Annotated in this window: 18 protein-coding genes; 12 read left to right on the top strand and 6 right to left on the bottom strand. The window is 44.7% G+C overall.

Going from position 1 to position 12,882, the window contains the following annotated elements:
• Positions 1-151 precede the first annotated feature (151 nt).
• From NSQ73_RS14205 to NSQ73_RS14225, 5 genes are all read left to right on the top strand, one after another.
• Positions 152-724: a hypothetical protein gene (locus NSQ73_RS14205; protein ID WP_340986917.1), complete on the top strand. Its 573-nt coding sequence runs from the start codon at positions 152-154 to the stop codon at positions 722-724.
• On the top strand, positions 717-821 hold the full coding sequence (locus tag NSQ73_RS14210) for a CD1375 family protein (RefSeq protein ID WP_340986918.1): 105 nt from the start codon (positions 717-719) through the stop codon (positions 819-821). The genes NSQ73_RS14205 and NSQ73_RS14210 overlap by 8 nt, the downstream gene beginning before the upstream one ends.
• 93 nt (positions 822-914) lie before the next feature.
• Positions 915-1,208 carry a hypothetical protein gene (locus NSQ73_RS14215; protein WP_340986919.1) on the top strand — a complete coding sequence of 98 codons (294 nt, stop codon included), beginning with the start codon at positions 915-917 and terminating at the stop codon, positions 1,206-1,208.
• The gene (locus NSQ73_RS14220) at positions 1,208-1,474 is read left to right on the top strand and encodes a phage holin family protein (RefSeq protein WP_340986921.1); all 267 of its coding nucleotides are present in this window, start codon (positions 1,208-1,210) and stop codon (positions 1,472-1,474) included. The genes NSQ73_RS14215 and NSQ73_RS14220 overlap by 1 nt, the downstream gene beginning before the upstream one ends.
• The gene (locus NSQ73_RS14225) at positions 1,474-2,313 is read left to right on the top strand and encodes a M15 family metallopeptidase (protein ID WP_340986922.1); all 840 of its coding nucleotides are present in this window, start codon (positions 1,474-1,476) and stop codon (positions 2,311-2,313) included. Before NSQ73_RS14220 ends, NSQ73_RS14225 begins: the two co-directional genes overlap by 1 nt.
• Before the next feature lie 126 nt (positions 2,314-2,439).
• Here NSQ73_RS14225 and NSQ73_RS14230 read toward each other — a convergent pair whose 3' ends face one another.
• Entirely contained in the window at positions 2,440-2,739 is a 300-nt protein-coding gene (locus NSQ73_RS14230) for a hypothetical protein (RefSeq protein ID WP_039291881.1), read from the bottom strand.
• 176 nt (positions 2,740-2,915) lie between these two features.
• Here NSQ73_RS14230 and NSQ73_RS14235 point away from each other — a divergent pair, with 176 nt between their 5' ends.
• A complete protein-coding gene (locus tag NSQ73_RS14235; RefSeq protein WP_340986924.1) occupies positions 2,916-3,761 on the top strand; it encodes a trypsin-like serine peptidase in 846 nt (281 codons plus the stop codon).
• 348 nt (positions 3,762-4,109) lie between these two features.
• On the top strand, positions 4,110-5,450 hold the full coding sequence (locus tag NSQ73_RS14240) for a Kelch repeat-containing protein (protein ID WP_340986925.1): 1,341 nt from the start codon (positions 4,110-4,112) through the stop codon (positions 5,448-5,450).
• Positions 5,451-5,971: 521 nt separating this feature from the next.
• Here NSQ73_RS14240 and NSQ73_RS14245 read toward each other — a convergent pair.
• Positions 5,972-7,105 carry a cohesin domain-containing protein gene (locus tag NSQ73_RS14245; protein ID WP_340986926.1) on the bottom strand — a complete coding sequence of 378 codons (1,134 nt, stop codon included), beginning with the start codon at positions 7,103-7,105 and terminating at the stop codon, positions 5,972-5,974.
• Between the two features lie 298 nt (positions 7,106-7,403).
• Here NSQ73_RS14245 and NSQ73_RS14250 point away from each other — a divergent pair, with 298 nt between their 5' ends.
• The 3 genes from NSQ73_RS14250 to NSQ73_RS14260 are packed head-to-tail and all read left to right on the top strand — an operon-like array spanning position 7,404 to position 8,242.
• On the top strand, positions 7,404-7,604 hold the full coding sequence (locus tag NSQ73_RS14250; RefSeq protein ID WP_340986928.1) for a hypothetical protein: 201 nt from the start codon (positions 7,404-7,406) through the stop codon (positions 7,602-7,604).
• The gene (locus tag NSQ73_RS14255) at positions 7,579-7,902 is read left to right on the top strand and encodes a hypothetical protein (RefSeq protein WP_340986929.1); all 324 of its coding nucleotides are present in this window, start codon (positions 7,579-7,581) and stop codon (positions 7,900-7,902) included. Before NSQ73_RS14250 ends, NSQ73_RS14255 begins: the two co-directional genes overlap by 26 nt.
• Before the next feature lie 13 nt (positions 7,903-7,915).
• Complete coding sequence (locus tag NSQ73_RS14260) at positions 7,916-8,242, top strand: YolD-like family protein (RefSeq protein WP_340986930.1); 327 nt, start codon at positions 7,916-7,918, stop codon at positions 8,240-8,242.
• A gap of 57 nt (positions 8,243-8,299) precedes the next feature.
• Here NSQ73_RS14260 and NSQ73_RS14265 read toward each other — a convergent pair whose 3' ends face one another.
• Positions 8,300-8,536, bottom strand: a complete 237-nt coding sequence (locus NSQ73_RS14265; protein ID WP_340986931.1) for a hypothetical protein — start codon at positions 8,534-8,536, stop codon at positions 8,300-8,302.
• A 24-nt stretch (positions 8,537-8,560) separates the two neighbouring features.
• On the bottom strand, positions 8,561-8,764 hold the full coding sequence (locus tag NSQ73_RS14270; protein ID WP_340986932.1) for a helix-turn-helix domain-containing protein: 204 nt from the start codon (positions 8,762-8,764) through the stop codon (positions 8,561-8,563).
• Positions 8,765-8,890: 126 nt separating this feature from the next.
• Between NSQ73_RS14270 and NSQ73_RS14275 the strand changes: the two genes are divergently transcribed.
• Positions 8,891-9,136: a DUF7667 family protein gene (locus tag NSQ73_RS14275; RefSeq protein ID WP_340986933.1), complete on the top strand. Its 246-nt coding sequence runs from the start codon at positions 8,891-8,893 to the stop codon at positions 9,134-9,136.
• Positions 9,137-9,581: 445 nt separating this feature from the next.
• Here the strand turns inward: NSQ73_RS14275 and NSQ73_RS14280 are convergent, their stop codons facing one another.
• Together NSQ73_RS14280 and NSQ73_RS14285 are read right to left on the bottom strand one after the other, a co-directional pair.
• Positions 9,582-9,704 (bottom strand): hypothetical protein, encoded by a 123-nt coding sequence (locus NSQ73_RS14280; protein WP_340986934.1) that lies wholly within the window; start codon positions 9,702-9,704, stop codon positions 9,582-9,584.
• Between the two features lie 59 nt (positions 9,705-9,763).
• Entirely contained in the window at positions 9,764-9,985 is a 222-nt protein-coding gene (locus NSQ73_RS14285; protein WP_340986935.1) for a hypothetical protein, read from the bottom strand.
• A gap of 276 nt (positions 9,986-10,261) precedes the next feature.
• Between NSQ73_RS14285 and NSQ73_RS14290 the strand changes: the two genes are divergently transcribed.
• A complete protein-coding gene (locus tag NSQ73_RS14290; RefSeq protein ID WP_340986936.1) occupies positions 10,262-12,808 on the top strand; it encodes a diguanylate cyclase domain-containing protein in 2,547 nt (848 codons plus the stop codon).
• Positions 12,809-12,882 lie beyond the last annotated feature (74 nt).

Raw genomic sequence — 12,882 nt, forward strand, 5'->3', positions numbered from 1 at the left:
GCGTAGAAGTAGTACATCGTACTTCTGAAGAACAATAACACAGAACTACTCAGCATAATCTAATCTATGACGCCCTTCACTGGCGTTTTTATTTTGCCTTCGGATCCCCGGGGGCTATTTATGTTAAATAAGTAATCAAGGAGACGATGAAATGCAAATCGGAATGAAGATTTATTATGACAAGGCAACCGGCAATGTGATCCACAACACAGGAGAGTATGTCGGCCGGGGCTATGTGGAGACCACAGAAGATCAGGATTTCGCCAGCATCAAGGAGTTGGCCCAGCGGGTCAGGGAAACAGTCGGCGTAATCAAGCTCGAATACAGCCAATACCGTAAGGAGTTTGAAGAGTGCGACAGCTACCGGGTTAATCCGGACAGCGGCACCCTTGAATTTACTTACCCAGGGGAGCAGCCTAACCCGTTAGAGGGACGGCTGGAGGCAGTAGAGGCCGGAGCCGCAGACACCGCGCAGCAGCTTGCGGATGCACTGTCCCGCCTGAATGAGACGAAGGCGCAGCTGATGGATACCCAAGTCGCCCTGACTGAGAGCTATGAAGAGCTTCAGGCGACCAAGGCCGAGCTGCAGGACACTAAGCAGGAGGCGGTAGACGCTCAGATTGCTATCACGGAGCTGTACGAGCTGGTACTTGCAGGGCAGCAGCCGATAGAGCCGGAAGTGCCAGAGACGCCCGCAGAGGGAGGTGAAGTAGACAATGGCTAAAGTATATGCAAGCTTGATCCGTAAGGGCTTGAAGACGTTGGAGCAGGTACCGGAGGTTATCCGGCCGGATGTGGCCGCAATCCTGGAAGTTGAGTAGAGATAAACGGCAGCGCCCATTGAGGCGTTTTTATTTTGGCCCTCAGATTGTGTTTTGTGATCTGAGGGCTACTTATTTATAGGGGGAAATCAGGTGGAGATTACAACAATTACGGCTATAGTCGCTGCAGTGAGCGGAGTTGTACTTGGGTGGGTAACCCGTACCTCTGCATTTAAAAAGGATGTTGCCCAAGAGGCCGGTAGCGGTGCTGCATTGCGCACAGACGTCGAGTACATCAAGCGTGGTGTGGATGATATTCGGGCAGATGTTCGAGTGCAGGGACAGCGCACTGATGTGCTGTCCGAACGAGTGACACGAGTAGAGGAATCAGCAAAACAGGCCCATCTGCGTATCAGTGAGATTCACAAACAAAGGAGTGAAGTGTAATGGAATGGAATGCAGTCGCAAATTTTATTAAGCCGGAGCTGTTGGCTATTGTCGCTGTATGTTGGGTTGTCGGCTATATATTGAAGCAAACGCCACGGGTACCAGACTGGACTATTATTTACTTTGTTACCCTAGCAGCCATTATCCTTGTATCGCTCACGCTGGGTTTTACCGCTGAGAGCTTTTTACAGGGTATCTTATGCGGAGCTGTGGCTGTATATGGTAACCAGTTAGTCAAGCAGGCACAAAAGAGCGGTGACGTGTAATGGCGATCACGTTTGAAAAGGTAAAGCTTAAATCTCAGTCACGCCTTAAAGGGCTTCATCCTGTCGTCGAAACGGCTACGGTGGCTCTCATTGAACGATGTTACGCCCGAGGGGTCAATATAGTCATTACCCAAGGGCTGCGGACCATTGCAGAGCAGAATGGCCTATTTGCTCAAGGTCGGACTCAGGCAGAGCTTAACAAAGCAGGATTATCGCACATAAAGGCGCAGCCGGACAAGCCAAAGGTCACCAATGCCCGGGGCGGAACCAGTTACCATAACTACGGGGTGGCTATTGATTTCGCGCTGCTGCTTAATGATGGCCGTGTCGTTTCCTGGGATACCAAACTTGACGTAGATAAAGACGGCATTGCGGACTGGATGGAAGTCGTAGATGAGGCTAACAAGCTAGGTTTTGAATGGGGCGGAGATTGGACCAGTTTTAAGGATCTCCCCCACCTGCAGATAACCTTCGGCTTGAGCACAACTCTGCTGCGGGCAGGACAACAACCGGCGGCAACAAAGGTAGCGGCGGCTTATGCCGTCATAGATAAATTACAAGGGGAGGCAAGTGAGGATATGAGTAAAATCACGGAGCTGGAGCAAGTAATTGAGGAACAAGAGGGACGATTAGCAGCCTTGGAGAAACGTTTGAATATCTCTGGCGAGGAAACATATGCGAAGGACTATGAGAAGGCAATACAGGCCGCTAAGGACGCCGGGATCATCACTACCTCGGCCGATAAATCCAAAATTGAACTAAACGTAATCACTATGCTGGTTAATGTAGGTCTGGCGAACAAGGCTCTTATTTCTTTCTTCAAAAACTTCAAAGCTTAGGTGAAATTGATCTAGTGGAAGTAAAATACGCTGCCATTCATAGATGGCAGCGTATTTTACTTAATTAACAATAATGGGAGAGGCTTTTTTATTCTCGTCAGTTATGAATCTGACAAATCAAGAAATTTAGAAACTCCAGCTTGCTCCAACGGTGATACTCCCGCCCTCATTTGTTCCAGAAGACAGAGCGTGGACATTATATTTCTTCGTTATTCCTTTGTCCTTGGAACTAAAGAATTCAGTTGTCAAATTTGCACCACCGAGTTCCGAGAAAAAATTTTTGATATCCTCGTTATTTAATGCCCCTGATTCTGCACTAAATTCAGTATCCCCGGAAGTAAGTCTTTGCATAATGTTTCCCCATGCTTTATCCATTTCAGAACCTATTACAGAAGCAACTTTTTCATATGGTGTTAACTCAGCCAATCTTATCATCTCCATTGTCTTTTTTTTGATACAATGATTATTTTGAAACGAATGTTGTGTCTTTATTCCATGAACCAATATATACCTAATAAACCATATAATTTTATTTTCGATGTGTATTATTTTTTTATTCTATGAGCATCATTTACTTATCAAATTACAAAGGAGAATATATTATGAACATACAAACCAAGGATTTGAGAGTAAATACACTATCCACTAATAAAATCAACACAAGACCTGTAGTGTATGTGTCGGAAAATGAACTAGAATCGATATGTGGAGTGGAAGATTTACAGGACGTGGAAAGTTATGATGGTCGTTTGGGAGTCCCTAAAGAGTTTGTGGATAATTTACAAGCTAAAGTAGGGCAAATACAATGGATGGATGATTTGGCTTCTAAATATAGCAATCCTGGAAATGTTTCTGATATTCGTTGGGGATCAGGCACTCTCATATCAAAGGATCTATTTCTAACAGCAGGACATTGCTTTGATTCTGATCCAGGTACTTGGATGGTTCCGCGTATAAATGGAACAAATAATCCTATCTTACCTAAAGAAATTGCACTAAATATGAAGGTTAACTTTAATTTTCAGAAAGATTCATCTGGAATTCTAAGAAAAGAAGAGTCTTATCAAGTTGTTGAATTATTAGAATATCGAGAAGGATCTATTGATTTTGCACTAATTAGACTAAATGGTAATCCTGGGGAAAGGTTTGGATTTATCCAGGTTTCTAAAGAAGATGCTAATATTAATGATATGCTTTGTATAATTCAGCACCCGGAAGGAAAAACAAAAAAAATAGAAGCGGGACCATTGTCTGTACTAGATGGAGAAAAAATAGGATATAGCGATATTGATACTTTGGGAGGATCTTCAGGTTCTGCGATTATACAGTTTCCAAATGGTAAAATCGTAGGTGTTCACACTAATGGTGGTTGTGATTCAGAAAGGTCAATTAATTATGGTATGCGAATAACTTCAATACTACAAAATTCAACGATTTTACAACAATGAAAAAAAGGTATAGATAAGTTGAAATGCCCCATCAGTGCTGGTGGGGTATTTCTTTGAATTTAGGTTAATTCTCCTTTACCCGTGATATGTTCACATATACATAATGTTCCAAATGTGATATTGTATTATTACACGTATTGGAAGCACCGAAGCGTGCAGTCCGAAAGCATCGGCAAAAGCCCGTTAACCTTTAAATGGTTGATGGGTTTTTTTCTGTTCATAGACTATATTCCACATTTTACCTCAATAACCCTTAAGTGTATTGTAAATTCCTGTCGAGAAACAGACTGTTTGTTCGCCTTTATTTAGTGTAGGCTTTATGTATACATATTAAAGGAGTTGGATTTTTTGAAGAGAAAATTTATTTGGTTAGCTTCAATACTTATGATCTTTGGATCTCTGTTTAGTGCCACTTCAGGATTTGCAGAATCTAGCGATGTGTGGACCTCAAAAACCAGCCTTCCAGAAGCGAGATCCGGAGCAGCAACAGTGGAATATGGAGGAAAGATATATGCTTTTGGGGGTGTAGGAAACTCAGATGAAGCAGCTAACGGCACAAAACAAAAAACTACATATGTTTATGATCCATCATCAGACTCTTGGTCTAAAAAAAGTGATATGCCTACTGCAAGAGCTGCTGCAACCGCAGCAGTTGTGGGCGATAAGATTTATGTTATTGGAGGTTATTACGACAATTCGAGTGGTGTCACTTTAAGAACTCCCAAAGTGGAGGTTTACAGCCCTGATTCTGATACTTGGACTACGTCAACACGGATGACCGTGGGGAGATCATGGGCTGCATCCGCAGTAATTGGGGACAACATTTATGTCGTAGGTGGAATAAATGAAAGCAGCGCAATTGTATCAACCGTTGAGGCATTAAATACAACAACGGGAGTCTGGTCAACAAAAACTAAATTACCTGTAGCTGTTAATGCGCCAAGCGCAGCCGCCTATAATGGAAAAATCTTTTTATTAGGTGGAGTGAAGTCATATGGCACAACTAATGCTTATAATAGTTCAATATATGAATATGATCCGATTTCAAACATTTGGTTAGCAAAATCGAATTCACTAACCGGCACAGCAGCAACAGCAGTGGCAACACTTAACGGAAAAATTTATACTTTGGGAGGAGAGAAGTCCCTTACTGCAGTTCAGATATACGATCCACTGGAAAACAATGTAACGACTTTTACGAATTTGACTACTGGTAGATACCAGAGTGGTGCAGCAGTAGTAAATGGTCAATTGTATATTATTGGTGGTACCACTGGAGCAACAAACGGAATTCTAAAAACCGTGGAAACCATTACTATTGAAGAACCCGTACCAACAATAGAGCCAACACCAGAGCCTACCGCAACGCCTGAACCTACCGTTCCACCAGAACCTACAGCAACTCCGGAGCCAACAGTAACACCAACTCCAACTCCAGAACAACCAACCGGCGACCGTGCAATCCTGGTTGTAACGATGACCACTGGCCTTGAGAAAGAGTTTGATCTTAGCATGGATGAAGTAAATGCTTTCATTGCTTGGTACGAAAATAAGCAGGCCGGTTCAGGCACAGCCTCATACGCCATTGATAAGCTTGAGAACAATAAAGGGCCGTTCACTAGTCGAAAGGATTATATGATCTTCGATAAGATCCTTACGTTCAGCGTAGACGAATATTCTGCTGAATAGTATGTTCTCTTAGATTGCCCTGCCTGCAATGGTGGGGTGTTTTTTTGCGTTTAGGAAAAGTTTCCTTACCCACATATCCATAATGTTCCATATGATTTATTCTATACTCATGAATAATGATAACTATCAGTATAGAGATACATACTTTTCCGTTGGAAACCCAATAGTACTATGGATAACCGTTCTTATCCTGTTGCTGATGGGATTTGTTCTGGTCCATTTAATCAAAAGATATTGGAAGAAGAGGAAGTGTTAATTCATCAGTACTACATACAAAGTCCTGAAGAGTGACGCAGACTTCATGGTTGCGGCCATGTTACAGGCCAAGGTATCCGTCTGGCATCAATATGATGATTACCCAGAAGGTCGTATCAATGATTATGGTGGGATAGCAGAAGGGTATCATGCGGGCATGATTAAGATCAGCGGAAGTTGGTTTAGACGAGATCGATTTGAATTTAGAGCATAAATATAATAACCCGCCGGGCCTATGCCTGACGGGTCTGTTTCTGTCTCATTAATTAAGTATTAGGCAAGTAATCTGGATTGTTTAAAATCTGATCAACTATAAAAAGCAGGTCATCATCATTAACATATTCATCACCGGCTTGCTGCGCATTGTACTTCACCGGATCAACGTCCGCTGCGAAATACTTGAAGTACCTGGCGTCAATCGCAAGATCGACCAAAGTATATTTTCCTGATTTATTGACGTCAGTTGCCTCTATGATAATACTATCTTGCAGGCAGTTATCCGTCTTAAGGTCATACTCGTCTTCTGTGTCTGCAATACGTGCTTTTGTAGAATCTACAATTGCTGTGCCTATCGCCTTGGCTTTAAACTTCAACTTTAAAATTACAGTATCTTCACTGATACCGTAATCTTCGCCTTGGCTGGCAACTACAAATCGTACATTACCATTGAGATCGGTTGAAGTGTTGTATACCTTATAGCCGGTTACTTCTTCGAATCCAAGGTACTGTAGGTGTTCTTTGTCATATTTAACTTCAAAATCTTCAGCATAGATATCCTTCACGTTTTTAAGGGATATATCTGCTGTGAACTCCTTACCTACCCCGATTTTTTCAGGAGCGATATTTACATCAAGAGCAGGTTCCAACGCAGGTGTTGGAGTAGGTGTAGGTGTAGGTTCAGGTGTAGGTTCAGGTGTCGCTGTTGGTGTAGGTGTCGCTGTTGGTGTAGGTGTTGCTGTTGGTGTAGGTGTTGCGATATCGGTATCACCGTAAAATTCGACTTCATAGATTTTTACATTATCGTTGAGCACAAAAATTTCAAATTTACTGATATTAACTGTCGCACCTCCGAAGCTCCCAGTTATTGATGTAATACTGGCAGACTTCGGCATGCTGTGATTTGTCCATGTATTATTTTCGTACGTCCGAAAAGTGGTATTGTAACTGCCTGTATAACTGTACGTGACTTTAAAGCTCTTTGCCTTTACTGATGTGAAATTATACGGCAGCGACTGCACAGATGGTAATAATGTAAAAGTGTTCAAATCACCATCAGTCATATTACCAAGTTGTCCAGCTATCAAATTAATCGGAGCGTCTTGAGCTGCATTAACATTGCTAAACGGTGCAATTATTAATATTGACATTAAAATTGTTAAAACTACAACTATCTTTTTCATTGTATACCCCCGGCAATTTAAATTTCTTCGATGAGTCTTTTATTGTTTGCTGCCCCTATATGTACAATTGCTCCTTTCTATTATATTGATTTGGAAATAATTATATTTCCATGCATTAACAATATTAAAATATTGAAAAAATAAGTCAAAGCAAAATTTCTTAAATATGGTAATATATGATTAAGTTCATCTAAAGTACATAAATGTGGAAATAAAGAAATGTTCTCGTAATTGTATAAGAACGTTTGTTTGGTTATAATACAAACAAACGTTCTTATTTTATTGGAGGCGATCAATCATGAAAATGAGCATCGGCCAAACCATCGAAATCATATACATGGACAAAGTAGGCAAGATCACGCAGCGGAAGATTGAAATAGTCGGCATCCGTGACGGCCGCATTCGGGCCACCTGCCTCACTACCGGCGCGCCTCGGGTGTTCTTGGCTGCCAGCATCCTATCCTGGAGACCGGTTGTCGAGACGCGCCATGCTGGATGATACGGCCCGCAAGCTGCTCCGGATAATGTTCCAGTTTAACAGACACGTTCACCGAATGCCTAATCTAGCTGAACTGAAACGGCTGAGTGGCCGCAGGCCGGCAGCAATTAAAGCGGGCATGCTGCAGCTGGTCGAACAGCACTACATTCAGTGGGATGTCAAGCAGCCGGTGGAGACCGCCGTTGTGATCGAGGCATGGGAAAGGGACGTCCCGTTTAAAGATCATGCTGCGGCAGGCCCACACAAGCCACAGCAAGCACCATTGACGGGGAATATAGATTATTGGACCGATTACTAGGAGGGCAGACACCATGGCAAGGAAACTGGAGAGTGTATGGGAAGGTAGCCGATTCATGCTGCCAGAGCACGTGCAGCAGCTGAGGCATGAAATGCAGGAGCAGGGACGGCGCAGCAGGCCCGTGATCGATTCCGATGAATGGGAGCTGATTGACCAGGCGCTGGGGTACTCACTGCTGAAGCAGGAGCAGATGACAATTGTTTTGTTTGATCCTTACAAGGATTTGAAGGTGCGCGGGGTTGTGGTGAAAGTAGATCGGCAGCTGCGTCGAATCAAGTTTCAAATGGAAGAGGACTTCAGCTGGATTAAGATCGATGATGTGATCAGGGTCATTACATAAATAATCCCCCGCCAGGATATTTCTGACGGGGGATTTCATTTTTTGAGTGGAGAAAACTTACTCCTCAATCTTATTAATAGTCTGCTGAATGGATACCATAGGGTTTTCACTGTTGATATCGTGCCTATCCAAAGTACTGAAATCGACTAGTTCCCAATAATCGTATTTTAAATTATGCTTGCTATTGAGATAAGACTCAGCCTCAGAATAAGTGTTGAAGGACAAGAGCATATCATTCATTCCGCCACCCAGATCATATTTATCCATTCCAAAAAGACCGTATTTCCATTTCATAAAACCACATCCCTCATTTAAAATTCATTCTTCTATGTACTCAATGAGTTCTCCAGTGCTAACCTTCAGGTGTTTGCAGAGCTTCTCCAGCGTTTCAAAATCCACACGCTTGGATGTATTATGATATAGCCCCGATACAGTGTTGATGGCTAACCCCGTCTCCCTCGCAGTGCCTCGTATCCCTTTATTCTGCCGGTCCATGATGTCCTTGACGTTATTCTTAATCACGGACAAGCCTCCTTTTTCCAAAAGTATACATCACATAAATAAATGTATCAATATCCTCATACGCGTATCATCTTTCTGATACACTTGCATATAATGTATTAGGATAATGATACAGGAGAGTGATTTATGATGTTGCCGGTACATTTACGCTTAGCAGAGATCTTTCATATTAATATGGCTGGGCCTCTGACGATCGAAGAGGCTAAGGAGCTGCAATACTGCCTGCGGGAGAACGCCAGATATTGCTGGGACTGTCTGATGATTCAAAATCAGTCCCTGCTGGCCGGAGCAACTCACGACCACGAATGGCAGCTGGAGCTGCAGCGGAAACTGGAGATGCTTAGATTGACAGGTAGGGTGCCGAAAATATAACGTATATTAATTTGTTGAGCACTCTACAAAAATCACAAAATTAATCACTATCTATCCTTTAGATGATTTCATTGTGTTTCACAAAACTCATTAAAATTGTTTAGTAATAAGCAATAATGTGTGAGTATTTAACTTGAATACACTCTATTTAGCTGACTATAGAATTCCCCCAATGCTCCTTTTTGCGTGAAATGAGAAAGCTTTACTTTCAATGGAGGGTAAATCCCAAAAATCCTGCACGAAATACAACATTCTTCTCTCAATATTGAGCTTAAACGAAAAATGTTGTACAAAATGCAGGATTTCCCCGTATTCATGCTGTTGTGCTTGGAAATTGTTGTATTTCATACAACAAACCTTACGAATTCCCACATATATTTGAGTCCGAGTTGTATTACGTACAAGATTTCAAAGCTAATTAGTGACTGGGTTTTCTCAGCTACCCCTAAGGCCCAAACGAAACATTCTGAAGAACATACCGGATAACGAAGAAGGCAATGATCAGCACTGACGCAAATCCCAGCAGGAAAGAAACAATGTCTCTGCCTGAACGTTCGTATTTTCTCATTTACGGTCACCTCGTATATGAATAATAAAGACCCCTGTTGAGGGGTCAACTCTGGGGCATCAGACTGTTGTTGCAAATTTCAAGAGTTCATCAGGGACTGCGATTTCACCCAGAACCGCTTCTGCGGCTGCCCAAGCCAGACTAAACTCTTTTCCGCTGTAGAGGGTGCGGTTACGGGTTGGGCTGGAAAGTGACATATCAAAGACGATAAATTCCCCTGCATCTGTTGCAACTCTGAAGCTCACGGAACGGTCATGCTTCTGTATCCGTACTTCTTCCATATGATTCAACCTCCTAAGACTTTCCTCTATCCATAAATATTATACATAATTATTCCATTCCAGGCATAGCGAAGAAGCTCCGTTGATTGTATTCTCCTGCCAGCTCTGAACTGGCGGGATTTTCGTATACATCTGTCCCGGAAATAACCCGGCCCTCCCAGATAGAAATTTCTCCTAACGTACGCGCGATTTGTTAACGCTGCTGAAAATAAGATAATATGAAACTACGCATAATGTATGCATAGAAATCTTTTACTTCATTGGAGGCGTTGCACCATGTCAGACTCTAAAGCCCATAACGAAAATGATCCGCTCAACCGCACATTGCTGAACGAAGCCGGTCTGGAACTGAAGGAATCGCTGGACCTCACGAACTGCGACAAGGAGCCGATCCATATTCCCGGGCTTATTCAGCCGCATGGCGTGCTGCTGGCAGTGACGCAGGGCAAGGACAATCTTATTGTCCAGGCCAGCCGGAACACAGATGTACTGCTGGGAATTCCTGCAGAGACGCTGCTTGGAACTTCTATGGCTGAGCTGGTAGGCGATAGTCAGCTTCAGGCCTTACTGGAGCGCAGTGTGAACGCCAAGGAAACCGCAGATTTACAATATATTGTCCTGAAGATTGAAGTTGAAGGAGAGATGACCGATTTCTTCAGCATTATTCACGAAAGTGAAGGGCTGATGATTGTCGAGCTGGAGCCTGCCTCAGAAGAGGAGGGTGCAGGAGCCAATGATTTTGAATGGATCCGCACGTTCTTCGGCCGTATGAAGCAGACTGCAGGCCGGATTGAAGCCAGTCAGGCAGCGGCTGAACAGGTCAAGGAAATGCTCGGTTATGACCGCGTGATGATCTACGAATTCGATGACGAGTGGAACGGGAAAGTTGTAGCTGAAGCGAAGGAGGAAGGTCTGGAACCGTTCCTCGGGCATCACTACCCGGCATCGGATATCCCCAAGCAGGCGCGTGAGCTGTACTTGCGCAACTGGCTGCGGACCATCGTGGATGTTCACTATACGCCGGTACCGATTATCCCGGTGCTTCAGCCCCTAACCGGCAAGCCGCTGAACCTCAGCCTGTCGATCCTGCGCAGTGTCTCCCCGCTGCATATCGAATATTTGCAGAATATGGGAGTTGGAGCGACTACCACCATCTCGTTAATTCATAATAACAAGCTCTGGGGACTGATCACCTGCCATCACCATTCGCCAAAGTATGTACCGCATCGCATCCGCAATCTGTGCAATTTCCTGGGTTCCTTCTTCTCCAGTGAGCTGTACCAGCGCCAGCAGCTGGATACGTATCAGACAGAGCTGCAGCTGCGGACCAAAGCGACGCGGATTGTCGATGTATTCACAGGGAATTCAAGCTCCTTCCGGGTGATTGAGCAGCTGGGAGAGGAAGAGCAGACGCTGCTTGCGCTAATGGATGCTTCAGGAGCAGCGGTATGTTACCAGGACAAGCTGATGCTGTACGGGGTTACGCCTTCCCAGGATCAGGTACGGGAGCTTGCGGGCTGGCTGGCCGGTAAAGCCAGGGACTACACTTACTGTACTTCGAGGCTCAGTCTGGAATATGAATCAGCCAAAGCTTACAAGGACAAAGCCTCCGGCGTGCTGTATCTGGCTCTGACTCCCGGACAGCAGAACTATATGATCTGGTTCAGACCAGAAGTTGTAGAGATTGTGGACTGGGCAGGAGATCCGGCCAAGGCTGTCATTCAGGAGAATGACGGGATGCGTCTGTCTCCCCGGAAATCTTTTGAGAAATGGCGCCAGGTCGTTCAGTCTACTTCACTTCCCTGGAAAGAGCAGCATCTCAACATTCTGCCTCAGCTGAAATCTATCCTGCGCGGACAGACGGAGAATCAGCTGCGTCAGGCCGAGGAACAGGCACTGCAGAATGCACGAAGTCTGCGTCATAATGAACAACGTTATCTCCAGCTGATGGAGCTGTCACCGGTAGCTTTCTTTATGATTACCGATGATCTTATCGTCTATAGCAATAACCGTGCGCTGGACCTGATGGCTATAGAGAAGGGCAAGTCCCTAACGGGTCAGCCGTTCCTGAAATATGTGCACGAATCATACCGTCCTGCATTGCGTCAGTATTTCTCGGAGCTCACCCTGAACAAGAGCCAGTTCGTAACCGGCAGCGGACAGTTTCAGAATGCGGATGGACTGACGCTGGACATGAACCTGACACTGGCCTCTGTAATCCACGGCGGCAAACCTTCCGTCATGGCTGTTCTGAGTAAGGGGGCTAACGCTGATGCGAAAGGTGAAGCCTACACCAGTGTAACTACCCAATTGCAGAGTTACCTGACAACGGATTCCTTAACGGATCTGCCGAACCGGCTGGCGTTCGAGAACGAGCTCACTAGTACATGGAAAAATTGCCTGCGCGCGCAGGAGCCACTTCTATTACTGTCTATTGACATCGATGATTTCCATTCTTATAATGCGGTCCACGGGTTAAAAGGCGGAGATCTGTGTATTCAATCGGTGGCGGATGTACTGAACATCATCAGCAAGCAGCACGGCGCCTTCGTCGCCCGCTTCAGCGGAGCAGCCTTCATCCTGACCTTGTCCGGGGCAACCGCCGGAGAGGCGGAGCAGCTGGCCGAAGCTGTGCGCAAGGGTGTCTATGATCTGCAAATTCCCCGCGACCGTTATGAAGAAGAAGGCGTGGTCACCGTAAGTATTGGCGGTCTGCTGAAAGTCCCTCTTACAACGGACCGTACTTCAGAGTTCATTGCCGGGTCGGAGAAGGCGCTCTATGAGGCGAAATCCAACGGAAAAAACCAGGTTGTATTTCATTGAATAACCGTTATGAACACAGAAGCCGGGTAAGGTCCGTCTGGACTATACCCGGCTTTTTGCCGCGCCAGTCTATG

The organism is Paenibacillus sp. FSL R10-2736 (genome assembly GCF_038000245.1).
In the GTDB taxonomy this organism is placed as follows: Bacteria; Bacillota; Bacilli; order Paenibacillales; family Paenibacillaceae; genus Paenibacillus_AQ; species Paenibacillus_AQ phytohabitans.

Excerpts from the sequence above, each read along its gene's own strand:
- NSQ73_RS14280 (WP_340986934.1), bottom strand. The coding sequence starts at position 9,704 with ATGAGAAAATACGAACGTTCAGGCAGAGACATTGTTTCTTTCCTGCTG.
- NSQ73_RS14205 (WP_340986917.1), top strand. The coding sequence starts at position 152 with ATGCAAATCGGAATGAAGATTTATTATGACAAGGCAACCGGCAATGTG.
- NSQ73_RS14290 (WP_340986936.1), top strand. The coding sequence starts at position 10,262 with ATGTCAGACTCTAAAGCCCATAACGAAAATGATCCGCTCAACCGCACA.
- NSQ73_RS14225 (WP_340986922.1), top strand. The coding sequence starts at position 1,474 with ATGGCGATCACGTTTGAAAAGGTAAAGCTTAAATCTCAGTCACGCCTT.
- NSQ73_RS14265 (WP_340986931.1), bottom strand. The coding sequence starts at position 8,536 with ATGAAATGGAAATACGGTCTTTTTGGAATGGATAAATATGATCTGGGT.
- NSQ73_RS14275 (WP_340986933.1), top strand. The coding sequence starts at position 8,891 with ATGATGTTGCCGGTACATTTACGCTTAGCAGAGATCTTTCATATTAAT.
- NSQ73_RS14210 (WP_340986918.1), top strand. The coding sequence starts at position 717 with ATGGCTAAAGTATATGCAAGCTTGATCCGTAAGGGCTTGAAGACGTTG.
- NSQ73_RS14285 (WP_340986935.1), bottom strand. The coding sequence starts at position 9,985 with ATGGAAGAAGTACGGATACAGAAGCATGACCGTTCCGTGAGCTTCAGA.
- NSQ73_RS14245 (WP_340986926.1), bottom strand. The coding sequence starts at position 7,105 with ATGAAAAAGATAGTTGTAGTTTTAACAATTTTAATGTCAATATTAATA.
- NSQ73_RS14220 (WP_340986921.1), top strand. The coding sequence starts at position 1,208 with ATGGAATGGAATGCAGTCGCAAATTTTATTAAGCCGGAGCTGTTGGCT.
- NSQ73_RS14250 (WP_340986928.1), top strand. The coding sequence starts at position 7,404 with ATGAAAATGAGCATCGGCCAAACCATCGAAATCATATACATGGACAAA.
- NSQ73_RS14260 (WP_340986930.1), top strand. The coding sequence starts at position 7,916 with ATGGCAAGGAAACTGGAGAGTGTATGGGAAGGTAGCCGATTCATGCTG.
- NSQ73_RS14235 (WP_340986924.1), top strand. The coding sequence starts at position 2,916 with ATGAACATACAAACCAAGGATTTGAGAGTAAATACACTATCCACTAAT.